We start from the raw sequence: 14590 nt of genomic DNA, 5'->3' as shown, positions 1-14590 counted from the left end.
CACGAGTATGCCGGAGGGGTGTCAGTCCTTGTGCACGGTGCCGTCGGGGTCGAGCCCGCGGAAGGAGAGCAGCACGATCAGGATGCCGCCGCAGACGATCGCGGAGTCCGCGAGGTTGAACACCGCGAAGTTCTTCGGCGCGATGAAGTCGACCACCGCGCCCTTGAAGAGGCCGGGCGAGCGGAAGATCCGGTCGGTGAGGTTGCCGAGCGCGCCGCCGAGGAGCAGCCCGAGCGCGATCGCCCAGGGCAGGCTGTACAGCTTGCGGGCGAGGCGGGCGATCACGACGATCACCGCCGTGGCGATCACCGTGAAGATGATGGTGTACGCCTCGCCGAAGCCGAACGCGGCGCCCGCGTTGCGGATGGCGCTGAAGCGCAGCAGGTCGCCTACGACCTCGATCGAGTCGTGGTGCTCCAGCTTGGCGACCACGATCATCTTGCTGATCAGGTCGAGGGCGTACGCGAACAGGGCCACGCCGAACAGCACGGCGATCTTGCGCCGCCCCTTGGGCCGCCCGTGCGCGGGGGTGGACCCTTCCGCGGGGTCGGGTCCCTCCGTGGGGCCGGGTCCCTCCGTGGGGCTGGACCCTTCCGCGGGGCCGGGTGCTCCCGTGGAGCCGGAATCGGACTGCTCCGGTCCGGCTCCCCCCGCCTCAGGGATGTCCGGCGTACCGATGATGCGCTCCGCCTCTGCCACGTGAGTCCCTCGACCTAGGTACCTGACTGGGCACGAGGGTACGGCACACACGTACGGTCCACGGTGCCCAGGCCACGCTCAGTAGCGCCGCTCCTGCTTCTGCTTGCACTCGACGCACAGGGTGGCGCGCGGGAAGGCCTGCATGCGTGCCTTGCCGATGGGGTTGCCGCAGTTCTCGCAGAGGCCGTACGTGCCCGCGTCGAGGCGCTCGAGGGCGCGTTGCGTCTGCTCGAGCATCTCCCGGGCGTTGGCGGCGAGCGCCATCTCGTGCTCCCGGGTGATGTTCTTGGTGCCGGTGTCCGCCTGGTCGTCGCCCGCGCCGTCCCCGGAGTCCCGCATCAGGCCCGCGAGTGCCGCCTCCGACGCCTCGATCTCGGTACGCAGCCGCGTCGTCTCGGACATCAGCTCGGTCCGTGCCTCGGCGACCTCCGCCGGGGTCCACGGGTCCTCACCGGGCCGCACCGCGAGCTCGCCGGGCGCCGCCGCCGCTGCCCGCGCCTTGGGCACCGCGTCCGGCTTCTTCGCCGCCGTCGCCGTGCCCGGAGTCTTCTTCGCAACCACCGTCGTGGCTCCCGTCGTCTCCGCGGCCTGAGCCGCACCGTCGGCCGCGGACGCGACCGTCTTCCTGGCCGTACGCTTCCCGGCCCCGGGGCCCTTGGCGGCGCCCGTCCCCTTCTTGGACGCAGTCACCCCGCCCTCCACCTCCGCACCAGCGGCCTTTTTCGAAGCGGCCTTCTCCGTAGCCGCCTTCTCCGTAGCCGCCTTCTCCGTAGCCGCCTTCTTCGTAGCCGCCGTCTTCACGGCGGCCTTCTTCACTGCGGCCTTCTTGGAGCTGGCTTTCGTAGCAGCTTTCTTCGAGGGTGCCGCCTTTGCAGAGGCAGCCTTCGTACCAGCCGCCTTCGTAGAGGCAGCCTTCGTAGAGGCAGCCTTAGAGGGGGCAGCCTCCTCCGCACTGCCCGCCTTCCCGGCAGGGACCTTCCCGGCGGGGGCCTCCCCGGCAGAGGCCCCACCCCCCGCGGCAGCGGTCCTCGACGTCTTCCGGGGCGCGGCGGAAGCCTTCTTCGCCCCCGGCGAGGAACCCCCAGCACCGGTGGATCTCTTCGACGCCGGCTGATGTCCGGCGGTCTTCTTCGCCACCATGGCCGCGGCCCCTTCACATATTGTGATCTTGCACGCGAATCGTGCTGGGACGATAAATCGACTCCAAGCCCGCGGCAACGGGGGACGCCGCCCGATGCGCCCGCCCCCCGGGTGCCGCGCGACGAACCTGCAAGCGTTGTGCCCAGCTCCCCGCCCGGTGAATCCGCCGAGGAGAGCGCGCGCGGACCCGTCGGCGGGCGTCTCGCCATTCGGGTCAGTGCGGACCCGCCACCCCACCCCGTACAGCCCCGCCGAAAACCCCCGTTCCACCCGGCCCCGCCGAAAACCGGTCGGCCGCTCCCGCCCCGGCGCCGTACACTGACCGCAGCGAGAAGCGTGGATGGGGACGAGTAGCGGCGTACGCAGCCAGGAGCGACCCGGGGACGGTGTGAGCCCGGGGGCGAGCGCGACGTGAAGATCACCCCGGAGCCGCCGGAAGAAAGCCGCAGCCTCCCCGAGCCGGGGCGGGCGCGGCCGGTAGACCCGGCATCGCGACCCCAATGAGGGGGCTCCCCAGGGCGCCGCACGCGCCAGGAGGGCCAAGGAGGGTGGTACCGCGGGAGCGCAGCAGCGCAGTCTCTCGTCCCTCCGACGGAAGGGAAGAACGTCCGCCGGAGGAAGCGCGAACATGACACCGCCCCCGCAGTACCGCCAGGTGCCGGCCCAGGTCGACCTGCCCGCCCTGGAGCACGCCGTGCTCGACTTCTGGCGCGAGCAGAAGATCTTCGCCAAGAGCCTGGAGCAGTCCGAGGGCCGCCCCGAATGGGTGTTCTACGAGGGCCCGCCCACGGCCAACGGCATGCCCGGTGCCCACCACATCGAGGCCCGCGTCTTCAAGGACGTCTTCCCGCGCTTCCGCACCATGCGCGGTTACCACGTGGCCCGCAAGGCCGGCTGGGACTGCCACGGCCTGCCCGTGGAGCTGGCCGTCGAGAAGGAACTCGGCTTCAACGGCAAGAAGGACATCGAGGCGTACGGCATCGCCGAGTTCAACGCCAGGTGCCGCGAGTCGGTGACCCGGCACACCGACGCCTTCGCCGAGCTCACGACCCGTATGGGCTACTGGGTCGACCTCGACGAGGCGTACCGCACGATGGACCCGGAGTACGTCGACTCCGTCTGGTGGTCCCTGAAGGAGATCTTCAACAAGGACCTGCTCGTCCAGGACCACCGCGTCGCCCCCTGGTGCCCCCGCTGCGGCACGGGCCTGTCCGACCACGAGCTGGCGCAGGGCTACGAGACGGTCGTCGACCCCTCCGTCTACGTCCGCTTCCCCCTCACCGGCGGCCCCCTCGCGGGCGAGGCCGCCCTCCTGGTGTGGACGACCACCCCGTGGACGCTGGTGTCCAACACGGCCGTCGCCGCGCACCCGGAGGTCACCTATGTGGTGGCCACCGACGGCAAGGAGAAGCTGGTCGTCGCCGAGCCCCTCCTGGAGAAGGCCCTCGGCGAGGGCTGGGAGGCCACGGGGCAGTCCTTCACCGGCGCCGAGATGGAACGCTGGACCTATCAGCGCCCCTTCGACCTTGTGGAGTTCCCGGCACCGGCGCACTACGTCGTCAACGCGGACTACGTCACCACCGAGGACGGCACGGGCCTCGTCCACCAGTCCCCCGCCTTCGGTGAGGACGACCTCAAGGTCTGCCGCTCCTACGGCCTGCCGGTCGTGAACCCGGTCCGCCCGGACGGCACCTTCGAAGAGGACGTCCCGCTCGTGGGCGGTGTCTTCTTCAAGAAGGCGGACGAGAGCCTCACCAAGGACCTGGACGACCGCGGCCTGCTCTTCCGGCACATCGCGTACGAGCACAGCTACCCGCACTGCTGGCGCTGCCACACCGCGCTCCTCTACTACGCCCAGCCGTCCTGGTACATCCGCACCACGGCCGTCAAGGACCGGCTCCTGGAGGAGAACGAGGGGACCAACTGGTTCCCCGAGTCGGTCAAGCACGGCCGCTTCGGCGACTGGCTGACCAACAACGTCGACTGGGCGCTGTCCCGCAACCGCTACTGGGGCACCCCGCTGCCCATCTGGCGCTGCGCGGACAACCACCTCACCTGCGTCGGCTCGCGCGCCGAGCTCACCGAGCTGACCGGCACCGACCAGTCGGCACTCGACCCGCACCGCCCCTTCATCGACGACGTCACCTTCACCTGCACCCACGAGGGCTGCGCCCTCGAAGCGGTGCGCGTGCCGGAGGTCATCGACGCCTGGTACGACTCGGGCTCGATGCCGTTCGCGCAGTGGGGCTACCCGTACAAGAACAAGGAACTGTTCGAGTCCCGCTACCCCGCGCAGTTCATCAGCGAGGCCATCGACCAGACCCGCGGCTGGTTCTACACACTGATGGCGGTCGGCACCCTGGTGTTCGACAAGTCGTCGTACGAGAACGTCGTCTGCCTCGGCCACATCCTCGCCGAGGACGGCCGCAAGATGTCCAAGCACCTGGGCAACATCCTGAAGCCGATCCCGCTCATGGACCAGCACGGCGCCGACGCGGTCCGCTGGTTCATGGCGGCCGGCGGCTCCCCCTGGGCGGCCCGCCGCGTCGGCAACGGCACCATCCAGGAAGTCGTCCGCAAGACCCTCCTGACGTACTGGAACACCGCCGCCTTCCAGGCCCTGTACGCCCGTACGTCGCAGTGGGCCCCCTCGGACAGCGACCCGGCCCCCGCCGACCGCCCGCTCCTCGACCGCTGGCTGCTCAGCGAGCTGCACGCGCTCACCGACCAGGTGACGCAGGCCCTGGACGCCTACGACACCCAGCGCGCGGGCAAGCTGCTCTCCGCCTTCGTGGACAACCTCTCCAACTGGTACGTCCGCCGCTCGCGGCGCCGCTTCTGGCAGGGCGACGCGGCCGCGCTGCGCACGCTGCACGAGGTCGTCGAGACGGTCACGCGCCTGCTCGCCCCGCTGACGCCGTTCATCACGGAGCGCGTCTGGCAGGACCTGGTCGTGCCGGTCACGCCGGGCGCCCCGGAGTCGGTGCACCTGTCCTCCTGGCCGGAGGCCGACCTGTCCGCGATCGACCCGGACCTCTCGAAGCAGATGGTCCTCGTGCGCCGCCTGGTCGAGCTCGGCCGGGCCACGCGCGCGGAGTCCGGCGTCAAGACCCGTCAGCCGCTGTCCCGCGCGCTGATCGCGGCGTCCGGCTTCGAGTCGCTCGACCCGGAGCTGCACACCCAGATCACCGAGGAGCTGAACGTCTCCTCCCTGGCCTCGCTCTCCGACGTCGGCGGCTCCCTGGTCGACACCACCGCCAAGGCCAATTTCCGTGCCCTCGGCAAGCGCTTCGGCAAGGGCGTCCAGGCGGTCGCCAAGGCCGTCGCCGAGGCCGACGCGGCCGCCCTCTCCCTCGCCCTGCGTTCGGGCACGGCGTCGGTGGAGGTCGACGGCGAGCGGGTGAGCCTCGCCCCGGACGAGGTCATCATCACCGAGACCCCGCGCGAGGGCTGGTCGGTGGCGTCCGACTCCGGCGCCACGGTCGCCCTCGACCTGGAGTTCACGGACGAGCTGCGGCGGGCGGGCCTGGCCCGTGACGCCATCCGCCTGATCCAGGAGGCCCGCAAGAACAGCGGCCTGGACGTGGCGGACCGGATCGCCCTGCGCTGGACCGCCACGGACGAGGCCACGGCCACGGCCCTCACGGACCACGCCGCCCTCATCGCCGACGAGGTCCTCGCCACGGACTTCGCCTCCGGCGAGGCGGACGACACCTACGGCGAGCCCTTCAGGGACGACTCCCTGAACCTCACCTTCCGCCTCCGCAAGGCGTAGCGGCGGCACCGAAGGCCCGGCCTCCGCCGCTCACACGGCGGGGTTCCGGGCCTTTGTCGTACCCCGTCACCCGCGGGGGCAGGCCGAGCCGCCTACCCCCGCTGGGGGAAACTGGCCCGCCAGGAGCGGAACGGGTGGGCACAGCCCGGGTTCCGGCCGACCGTCCATCGGGCGTGCACACGGCAAAGGGCGGAGCCCCCGGGACATACCGGGGGCTCCGCCCTGTGAAACTGCCGACGCCCAAGGCGTACTGAGGCCCGTCAGTTGTCGTCCTCATCGATGAGGAACCCGCGCATCGGGGACGGAGCCTGCTGCATGGGCTGCTGCCCCTGCGGCCGCACCGGTGCCATCGGCTGCGTCATCGCCGGCGACATCTGCTGCTGCCCACCGTAGGACGGCGCGCCCGGGGACTGGTTGCCCCCCATCGACTGGTTGCTGCCGTAGGACGGGGCACCCGCGCCCGCCGATGCCATGGAAGGCGTCGGGGACGACGGCAGCGAGGCGGTCGCCGGGGTCCGCGGCGGGGCCAGCGAGTCGTCCGCCTGGGTCTCCAGCTGACGCAGCTGCGACTCCAGGTAGGACTTCAGCCGCGTGCGGTACTCGCGTTCGAAGCCGCGCAGGTCCTCGACCTTGCGCTCGAGCGTGGCGCGGGCGGACTCCAGGGAGCCCATCGCGACACGGTGCTTCTCCTGCGCGTCCCGCTCCAGGGCGTCGGCCTTGGCACGGGCGTCCCGCTCCAGGCCCTCGGCGCGCGAACGGGCCTCGCCGACGATCTTGTTGGCCTCGGAACGGGCCTCCGCGATCGCCTGGTCGGCGGTCTGCTGCGCGAGGGAGAGGACACGGGCGGCGCTGTCGCCGCCGGGGCCCTGACCGGGCTGGGGCATCTGCGGACCGTGGCCGCCCATGGGACCGCCCATCGGGCCGCCCATCGGACCCTGGCCCATCGGACCCGGACCCTGACCCATCGGACCCTGACCCATCGGGCCCTGGCCCATCTGCCCCTGGCCCATCTGACCCTGACCCATCTGGCCCTGGCCCTGCGGACCACCCTGCGGGCCGTGCCCACTGGGTCCCGCGGGCAGCTGCGGCGCGCCGCCCGGAAGCTGCGGCGGACCGCCCATCGGGTGCTGCTGCTGCGGCGGCACCGGCTGCGGACCTGATATAGCGGCGGGCACGGGAGCGCCGGGACCGCGCTGGTCCTGCGGGCCCTCGGGTCCACCGGGACCCTTGCGCATGCCGCCCTGCTGCTGGTTCTGCGCGGCGGCACGGGTGGCCGCGGCCAGCTTGGCGCGCAGGTCCTCGTTCTCGCGGAGCAGGCGGGTCAGTTCGGCCTCGACCTCATCCAGGAAGGCATCGACCTCGTCCTCGTCATAGCCTTCTCGGAGGCGGACGGTCGTGAACTGCTTGTTCCGCACGTCCTCGGGGGTCAGCGGCATCTCTTCACCTCAACGTAGTCGTCGGCATTCGGCAAGAACGTAGTTGACATCGCGCTCACAGCTTGCTCACGACGGTGATCAGGATGTAGACGATGATCATCAACACGAAGAAGGACAGGTCGAGCGCCACGCCCCCGAGACGCAGCGGCGGAATGAACCGCCGCAGAAGCTTGAGCGGTGGATCGGTGACAGTGTAGGTGGCCTCCAGAACGACCACCATCGCCTTGCCGGGTTGCCATGAGCGGGCGAACTGGAAGACGTAGTCCATGACCAGTCGGAAGATCAGCACGATGAGGAAACACATCAACGCGATATGGATCACTTGCAGGACCACGCCCATGTTCGCGTTTCCCTCTCCCCTGTTCTCAGTCGGGTTCGTACCGTGTCGATCCGATGATTGCCGTCTACTGCACGTGCGTCTCAGCTCTGGTTGAAGAACCCGCCCTCTGCGATGCGGGCCTTGTCCTCCGCCGTGACATCGACGTTAGCAGGCGACAACAGGAACACCTTCTGTGTCACTCGTTCGATACTGCCATGCAGGCCGAAGACGAGACCGGCCGCAAAGTCGACAAGTCGCTTCGCGTCCGTGTCGTCCATCTCCGTCAAGTTCATGATCACCGGGGTGCCTTCGCGGAAGTGTTCCCCGATGGTACGGGCTTCGTTGTAGGTCCGGGGGTGGAGTGTGGTGATGCGGTAGGGCTCACGCTCGGACACGACCTTGGGCATGATCACCGGTGCGTTCTTCTCCAGGCTCTGGCGTTCGGGTGTGATGGATGCCACGGGGGCGATTCGTGCCGGACGTCCCGATTCAGCGGGAAGCGAAGCGGCGCGGGGCGCCGGGTCGCGCGGCGCCGGCGGCTGTACCACTCGTACCGATTCATCCCGATCCAAGTCCCGGTCCGACAGGTGGGACTGGTGCGACTGGTGCGGCGGCTCGTGCCGCCGACGGTCGCGCTCCGGCTCCGGCTCGGGCTCGAAATCGTCGTCGGGGTCGAATCCCCGACCGTCGTAACCGTCGTCCTCCACGAGGCCGAGGTAGACCGCCATCTTGCGCATCGCGCCGGCCATGCTCTGAGTCCTCCGCTCTGTGGTGGATCGAGAGGTCCGTCGTCATCAACTGCCCGCGATCCACGAGGTATCCCCGCCGAACTGCGGGAATGACCATATTTTCTGCTGTGGTCCGACTTCTTGGCGACGTTACCCGAGCCCGCGTCGGACTCCGAGTACCGCCGTACCGACGCGCACATGTGTCGCCCCGGCCGCCACAGCCTCTTCGAGGTCCGCGCTCATCCCTGCCGACACCATGTTCGCAGCCGGATGGGCCACGCGCAGGGCAGTCGACAAATCCATCAGCCGCTCGAACGCCGCCCGTTGCCGTCCCGCGTACTCCCCGGTGAGCGGCGCGACCGTCATCAGTCCCGCGAGCCGGAGCCCCGGAGCCCCGGCCACCGCGGCGGCCAACTCCTCGATCCCGTCCGGCGCCACCCCGCCGCGGTCGCCCCGGCCCCCGACCCCCGCGTCCAGCGCGACTTGGAGCAGACAGCCGATCTCGCGCCCGGCGCGCACGGCGTCCTTCGACAGCGCCGTGACCAGCTTGGTCCGGTCGACGGACTGCACGACGTCCGCGTAACCGACCACGGACCGCACTTTGTTGGTCTGCAACTGGCCCACGAAGTGCCAGTGAAGGGGCAGGTCCGAGCAGGCCGCGGCCTTCGGGGCGGCGTCCTGGTCACGGTTCTCGGCCACGTGGCGCACGCCGAGTTCCGAGAGAAACCGCACATCGCTCGCCGGGTAGGTCTTGGTGACCACGATCAGGGTCAGTTCCTCGCGCTTGCGGCCAAAGGCCGCACAGGCCGCCGCGATGCGCTCTTCCACTTTCGCCAGGTTTGCGGCGAGTTCCGCCTTACGGTCCGTCATGCCTCATCAGTCCAGCCAGACATAGCCCGCGAGCCGGCCTGTCGTGCGGTCGCGGCGGTACGAGAAGTGGTCACCCGACTCGAGCGTGCACACCGGCGACTGCTCCCGGTCGCGCACTCCGAGCCGGTCGAGCTGGGCGTGCACTCCGGCGGTCACGTCGACCGCGGGCGTACCCCAACTCGTCTCGGCGTACGCCGCGGGTTCCACGGCGGCGACTTCGGCGCGCATGGCCGCGGGCACCTCGTAACAACGGCCGCAGACCGCGGGCCCGGTGCGGGCCACGATCCGCTCCGGCCGCGCGCCGAGGCCCACCATGGCCTCGACGGCCGCGGGCACCACCCCGGCGACCATGCCGGGACGCCCGGCGTGCGCGGCCGCGGCGACTCCCGCGACCGGGTCGGCGAGCAGCACCGGGGTGCAGTCGGCGGTGAGGACCGCGAGGGCGAGGCCGCGGCGGGCGGTGACCACGGCGTCGACCGCCGGGATTTCCCGCTCCGCGGACCAGGGCGCGTCGACCACCGCGACGTCCCGGCCGTGCACCTGCCGCATCCAGACCACGCGCGCGGGGTCGAGGGCGAGGCTCTTGGCGGCCAGTTCGCGGTTGCGGTGCACGGCTTCGGGGTCGTCGCCGACCGCGCCGCCGAGGTTGAGCGCCTCGTACGGAACGGCGCTCACCCCGCCCCACCTGTCGGTGAAGGCGAAGTGCGCGCCGCTCGCGGTGCCCGTGGTGGAGCGCTGGTCTATCACTTCAGGAAGTCCGGCACGTCCAGCTCCTCGGCCTGGCTGTCCTGGTGCAGACGCGTCGAGGGGACCTGGGGCGGCGTCGACGGGGACGACGGGGGCTCACCGGCCGACGCGGCGGGCTCGGGCTGCTCGGCCGGGGCGGCGGAGTCCTCACGCGCCGTGACGCTGCCGAGGCCCCCGAACGCCGGGGCGGGGCGGGCCGGTTCGCTCGGCCTCGCCGGGGTGGCCGGCTCCTCGCGCTTGGCCGACGCCGAGCTGAGGACGTTGTCCCGCTTGGACGGGGGCTGGCCGCCGTCGAAGCCCGCGGCGATGACGGTGACCCGCACCTCGTCGCCGAGGGCGTCGTCGATGACCGCGCCAAAGATGATGTTGGCCTCCGGGTGGGCGGCCTCGCTGACCAGCTGGGCGGCTTCGTTGATCTCGAAGAGGCCGAGGTCGGAGCCGCCGGAGATGGAGAGCAGGACGCCCCGGGCGCCGTCGATGGACGCCTCGAGGAGCGGCGAGGAGATCGCCATCTCGGCCGCCGCCACGGCACGGTCGTCGCCGCGGGCCGAGCCGATGCCCATGAGCGCCGAACCCGCCTCGGACATGACCGACTTGACGTCGGCGAAGTCGAGGTTGATCAGGCCGGGCGTGGTGATGAGGTCGGTGATGCCCTGCACGCCGGAGAGCAGTACCTGGTCGGCCGACTTGAAGGCGTCGAGCACGCTGACCTGGCGGTCCGAGATGGACAGGAGCCGGTCGTTGGGGATGACGATGAGGGTGTCGACCTCTTCGCGGAGCTCGGCGATGCCGTCCTCCGCCTGGTTGGCGCGGCGGCGGCCCTCGAAGGTGAAGGGCCGGGTGACCACGCCGATCGTCAGGGCGCCCAGGGAGCGCGCGATGTTGGCGACCACGGGCGCGCCGCCCGTGCCGGTGCCGCCGCCCTCGCCCGCCGTCACGAAGACCATGTCGGCCCCCTTGAGGACCTCCTCGATCTCCTCGCGGTGGTCCTCGGCGGCCTTGCGGCCGACGGCCGGGTTGGCTCCGGCGCCGAGTCCGCGGGTGAGTTCCCTGCCGACGTCGAGCTTGACGTCGGCGTCGCTCATCAACAGGGCTTGCGCGTCGGTGTTGATGGCGATGAACTCGACGCCCTTGAGACCGACCTCGATCATCCGGTTGATGGCATTGACACCACCGCCGCCGACACCGATGACTTTGATGACTGCGAGGTAGTTCTGCGGTGCTGCCACGTCGAAGGCCTCTCGCCTCGAGTTACGTGTCGTCGTCCCGCGCTGTCGCGATACGCCGACTGATGCCGAATGGGGCGGTCCGAACGCCGACCCGAACCCTAACGCTGAAGTTTAGGGTTACCAGTGTGTCTGTTCCTTGGACTCTTCCGAACAGGACACTAAGTCGACAAGTGGCGCACGTTCAACGAACACGCCGAACCTCCCGTTTTTCTTTTCACCCTATGTGATCAGGCGGAGCACTGCCCATCCAGGGTGCTGGCCTGCGTCGATGTACGTCAACTCGTGGATGACGCAGGGGCGGTGGGGACGCTCACGTCGAAGTGCCGTGCCCGTGGAACTGCTTTCATGAGCGCGCCGAGCGCCTCGGCCTTCGCGCGCCCCTTCTCGCCACTGCCCCACAGGACCGTGCGCCCGTCGCGCAACCGCAGCGAGATGGAGTCGTACGAACGGACCTTGACGGCCAGGGTGTCCGCGGCGACGGCGCCCGGCAGGGCGGCGACCACGCGGACGGCCTCGCGGCGCAGCCGCTCGGCGTCGAAGCGGCGGAGGCTGGCGCCCGCGCTGCCGTCGGGGTCGGTCGCCAGCTCCAGGAGCGGGGTGTCCCTCGGGGCCTTCGCGACCGTGGCGAAACGGACACCCTTCGCATCCACCTCGATGAACTTCCTGCCCTTCTTCATGAGCAGTACCGCAGTGCGCTCCGTCACTTCCAGGCTGATTCCGTGGGGCCAGGAACGGGTGACAGCAACCGAGTCGATTCGGGGCAATTGCCTCCGTAGCCGCTCCTCGATCGCTCCGGAGTCGACCGAAATCAGCGGTCCGCCGAGCGGGACGCCCGCGGCCTCGCGCACCTCGCGCGGCATGAGCGCCATCGTGCCGGAGGTCGTCACCCGCTCCACCCGCAGCCAGGGCGAGCCGTAGAGCACCCAGGCGCCCCCGCCCACGACCAGGGCGAGCGCGGCCGTCACGGCGATCAGGGTGCGTGGCCGCAGCCCCCCTGGCAGTCGCGGCAGCCGCGGCAGGCGTGGCAGCCGGGGGCGCGGGCGGGGCCGGCGGGACGGCCCGGACCCGCCCGCGCCCCGGCGTTCGGCGGTCGTCGCTCCGGCCCGTCCGGCCACTGTCCCTGCCTTCTCTCACGCGCTGCGGCGTGACGCAATCGCCTCGTACACCATGGTGACGAGGAGGTCGTCGGCGTCCCTGCGGCCGAACTCCGAGGCGGCACGGGACATCTCGTACAGCCGGTGCGGGTCGGCGAGCACGGGCAGGACGTTGCCCTGGACCCACTCGGGCGTCAGTTCCGCGTCGTCGACCAGCAGTCCGCCGCCGGCCTTGACCACCGGCTGGGCGTTCAGCCGCTGTTCGCCGTTGCCGATGGGCAGCGGGACGTAGGCGGCCGGCAGCCCGACGGCGGACAGCTCGGCGACGGTCATCGCGCCCGCGCGGCAGAGCATCATGTCCGCCGCGGCGTACGCGAGGTCCATCCGGTCCACGTACGGTACCGGGATGTAGGGGGGCATCCCGGGCATGTTCTCCACGTACGGCATTTCGTTCTTCGGGCCGACCGCGTGCAGGATCTGGATGCCCGCCCGCTGGAGCACCGGGGCGACCTGCTGGACGACCTCGTTCAGGCGCCGGGCGCCCTGGGAACCGCCGGAGACGAGCAGCGTGGGCAGGTTCGGGTCGAGGCCGAACGCGGCGCGGGCCTCGGGGCGGACCTTGGCGCGGTCGAGCAGCGCGATGGTGCGGCGCAGCGGGATGCCGATGTAGCGCGAGCCGCGCAGCTTGCTGTCGGGGGTGGACACCGCGACCCCCGAGGCGTACCGGGAGCCGATCTTGTTGGCCAGACCGGGGCGCGCGTTCGCCTCGTGCACCACGATCGGCACGCCCGCGCGCTTGGCCGCGAGATAGCCGGGCAGCGCCACATAGCCGCCGAAGCCCACCACGCAGTCGGCCTTGGTGCGCTCCAGGATCTGCTCGGCCGCCTTGATGGTGCCGCGCAGCCGCCCCGGCACCGTGATCAGCTCGGGCGTGGGCTTGCGCGGCAGGGGTACGGCGGGGATCAGGGCGAGTTCATAGCCCCGCTCGGGTACGAGTCGGGTCTCGAGGCCGCGCTCCGTGCCCAGGGCCGTGATCCCCACGGTCGGGTCCTGCCTGCGCAGGGCGTCCGCGAGGGCGAGCGCGGGCTCGATGTGGCCGGCGGTCCCCCCACCGGCGAGTACGACATGCACCGAAATTCACCGCTCTCCGGACGAGCGCGCCTTGACGCGCCGTCGCATCGTGTTCCATCTCACCCGAGGTTGCCGCATGGCCAGGGCCGCCTTCGCCGCCGGTTCCTCGCGCGCGAAGGCGATGAGGAGCCCGATGGCGAACATGGTCGGCAGCAGGGCCGAGCCCCCGTAGGAGAACAGCGGGAGCGGGACACCGGCGATCGGCAGCAGACCGAGCACCGCACCTACGTTGATCACGGCCTGGGCCGTGATCCAGGTGGTCACGCCTCCCGCGGCGTACCTCACGAAGGGGTCCTCCGTGCGTCCGGCCACGCGGATACCCGCATAGCCTAGAGCCGCGAACAGGGCGAGGACCGACAGCGTCCCCGCCAGACCGAGTTCCTCACCGGTGATGGCGAAGATGAAGTCGGTGTGCGGTTCGGGCAGTTGGCCCCATTTTTCCACACTCGCGCCCAGGCCGGAACCGAAGAATCCGCCGGAGGCCAGGGCGTAGATGCCGTGCACGGCCTGCCAGCACTGGTCGTTCGGACCGGGGTCGGTGGCGCCGATACAGCCGAGCCGGGCCATGCGGTTGGGGCTCGTCTTGATGAGGATCACACCGAGGACGGCGGCGAAGCTCAGTACACCGGCGAACAGCCGCGTCGGCGCCCCCGCGAGCCACAGCAGGCCGAACAGGATGGCGGTGAGGATGATGGCCGTCCCCATGTCGCCGCCCAGCATGATCAGACCGAGCAGTATGAAGGTGACGGGAACGAGCGGCACCAGCATGTGTTTCCACTGGGTGAGCAGGCGCTTGTCCTGTTTCCTCGCCAGCAGGTCCGCGCCCCAGAGCACCAGGGCGAGCTTGCCGAACTCACTGGGCTGGAGCTGGAAGGGACCGCCCAGATAGATCCAGTTCTGATTGCCGTTGACGCTGCGCCCTATCCCGGGGACCTGTACGAGCACCATCAGGAAGACGGAGGCGGCGAGCATCGGGTACGAGAGCGCCCGATGCAGCTTCACCGGCACCCGCATGGCCACGAGCAGCAGTCCCGCGCCGAGCACCGCGGCCACGAACTGCTTGCGGAAGAAGTAGGACGCGGGCAGGTTCAGCTGCAACGCCTGGATCATCGACGCCGAGTAGACCATGACCAGGCCGAGCGCGGTGATCAGCAGGCTGCTGCCGAAAATCAGGTAGTACGCCGTCAGCGGCCGGTCCCAGGCCCGCCGGACCCGGAGGTACAGCTGCCGCAGCGGGCTCACGGTCGCCGCCGGGGCGGTGCGCGGGCGCGGGGGGCGCTTGGGGGTGCGCGGAGCGCGCACGGGAGCTCGTCCGGGCATCAGCGAGCCCCCGTACCCGTGCTAACAGGTCGGCTACCGGCGGACGCCGGTCCCGTACCGAGGACCGCGGGCCCCCGGCCGGCGGCCACGCGTCCCGTCCCG

Annotated in this window: 13 protein-coding genes; 2 read left to right on the top strand and 11 right to left on the bottom strand. The window is 70.7% G+C overall.

The genetic code is table 11. The features are described from left to right. Positions 1 to 21: 21 nt before the first annotated feature. Both lspA and ACH4DX_RS04670 read right to left on the bottom strand, forming a co-directional pair. A complete protein-coding gene (lspA, locus tag ACH4DX_RS04675; RefSeq protein ID WP_398153970.1) occupies positions 22 to 699 on the bottom strand; it encodes a signal peptidase II in 678 nt (225 codons plus the stop codon). Positions 700 to 777: 78 nt separating this feature from the next. After that, a complete protein-coding gene (locus tag ACH4DX_RS04670) occupies positions 778 to 1389 on the bottom strand; it encodes a TraR/DksA family transcriptional regulator (protein ID WP_398153969.1) in 612 nt (203 codons plus the stop codon). Here ACH4DX_RS04670 and ACH4DX_RS04665 point away from each other — a divergent pair. Both ACH4DX_RS04665 and ileS read left to right on the top strand, forming a co-directional pair. Next, entirely contained in the window at positions 1376 to 1813 is a 438-nt protein-coding gene (locus ACH4DX_RS04665; protein ID WP_398153968.1) for a hypothetical protein, read from the top strand. The genes ACH4DX_RS04670 and ACH4DX_RS04665 overlap by 14 nt on opposite strands. Before the next feature lie 654 nt (positions 1814 to 2467). Then, positions 2468 to 5614, top strand: coding sequence for an isoleucine--tRNA ligase (ileS, locus tag ACH4DX_RS04660; RefSeq protein ID WP_398153967.1), 3147 nt, complete (start codon positions 2468 to 2470; stop codon positions 5612 to 5614). 260 nt (positions 5615 to 5874) lie between these two features. Here the strand turns inward: ileS and ACH4DX_RS04655 are convergent, their stop codons facing one another. The 9 genes from ACH4DX_RS04655 to ftsW all read right to left on the bottom strand — a co-directional run bounded on the left by ACH4DX_RS04655 (position 5875) and on the right by ftsW (position 14488). Continuing rightward, positions 5875 to 7050, bottom strand: coding sequence for a DivIVA domain-containing protein (locus ACH4DX_RS04655; RefSeq protein ID WP_398153966.1), 1176 nt, complete (start codon positions 7048 to 7050; stop codon positions 5875 to 5877). 55 nt (positions 7051 to 7105) lie between these two features. Then, positions 7106 to 7390, bottom strand: a complete 285-nt coding sequence (locus tag ACH4DX_RS04650; RefSeq protein WP_030564396.1) for a YggT family protein — start codon at positions 7388 to 7390, stop codon at positions 7106 to 7108. An 80-nt stretch (positions 7391 to 7470) separates the two neighbouring features. After that, positions 7471 to 8118, bottom strand: coding sequence for a cell division protein SepF (locus ACH4DX_RS04645; protein WP_030564394.1), 648 nt, complete (start codon positions 8116 to 8118; stop codon positions 7471 to 7473). Positions 8119 to 8247: 129 nt separating this feature from the next. Beyond that, positions 8248 to 8967 carry a YggS family pyridoxal phosphate-dependent enzyme gene (locus ACH4DX_RS04640; protein WP_398153965.1) on the bottom strand — a complete coding sequence of 240 codons (720 nt, stop codon included), beginning with the start codon at positions 8965 to 8967 and terminating at the stop codon, positions 8248 to 8250. Between the two features lie 6 nt (positions 8968 to 8973). Next, positions 8974 to 9714, bottom strand: a complete 741-nt coding sequence (pgeF, locus tag ACH4DX_RS04635) for a peptidoglycan editing factor PgeF (RefSeq protein WP_398117752.1) — start codon at positions 9712 to 9714, stop codon at positions 8974 to 8976. Beyond that, positions 9711 to 10943 (bottom strand): cell division protein FtsZ, encoded by a 1233-nt coding sequence (gene ftsZ / locus ACH4DX_RS04630; protein WP_398117750.1) that lies wholly within the window; start codon positions 10941 to 10943, stop codon positions 9711 to 9713. Before ftsZ ends, pgeF begins: the two co-directional genes overlap by 4 nt. A 275-nt stretch (positions 10944 to 11218) precedes the next feature. After that, on the bottom strand, positions 11219 to 12058 hold the full coding sequence (locus ACH4DX_RS04625) for a cell division protein FtsQ/DivIB (protein ID WP_398153964.1): 840 nt from the start codon (positions 12056 to 12058) through the stop codon (positions 11219 to 11221). A gap of 15 nt (positions 12059 to 12073) precedes the next feature. Beyond that, on the bottom strand, positions 12074 to 13168 hold the full coding sequence (gene murG / locus ACH4DX_RS04620; protein ID WP_398117746.1) for an undecaprenyldiphospho-muramoylpentapeptide beta-N-acetylglucosaminyltransferase: 1095 nt from the start codon (positions 13166 to 13168) through the stop codon (positions 12074 to 12076). A gap of 6 nt (positions 13169 to 13174) precedes the next feature. After that, on the bottom strand, positions 13175 to 14488 hold the full coding sequence (gene ftsW / locus ACH4DX_RS04615; RefSeq protein ID WP_398117744.1) for a putative lipid II flippase FtsW: 1314 nt from the start codon (positions 14486 to 14488) through the stop codon (positions 13175 to 13177). Positions 14489 to 14590 lie beyond the last annotated feature (102 nt).

This window comes from Streptomyces sp. NPDC017940 (assembly GCF_044328435.1).
Classification (GTDB): domain Bacteria; phylum Actinomycetota; class Actinomycetes; order Streptomycetales; family Streptomycetaceae; genus Streptomyces.
This window is presented reverse-complemented; position numbering and strand designations above follow the sequence as displayed.

Bases quoted from the DNA above. Each gene is read 5' to 3' on its own strand.
- ileS (WP_398153967.1), top strand. From the start codon at position 2,468: ATGACACCGCCCCCGCAGTACCGCCAGGTGCCGGCCCAGGTCGACCTG.
- ACH4DX_RS04640 (WP_398153965.1), bottom strand. From the start codon at position 8,967: ATGACGGACCGTAAGGCGGAACTCGCCGCAAACCTGGCGAAAGTGGAA.
- ACH4DX_RS04655 (WP_398153966.1), bottom strand. From the start codon at position 7,050: ATGCCGCTGACCCCCGAGGACGTGCGGAACAAGCAGTTCACGACCGTC.
- ftsW (WP_398117744.1), bottom strand. From the start codon at position 14,488: ATGCCCGGACGAGCTCCCGTGCGCGCTCCGCGCACCCCCAAGCGCCCC.
- ACH4DX_RS04645 (WP_030564394.1), bottom strand. From the start codon at position 8,118: ATGGCCGGCGCGATGCGCAAGATGGCGGTCTACCTCGGCCTCGTGGAG.
- ACH4DX_RS04650 (WP_030564396.1), bottom strand. From the start codon at position 7,390: ATGGGCGTGGTCCTGCAAGTGATCCATATCGCGTTGATGTGTTTCCTC.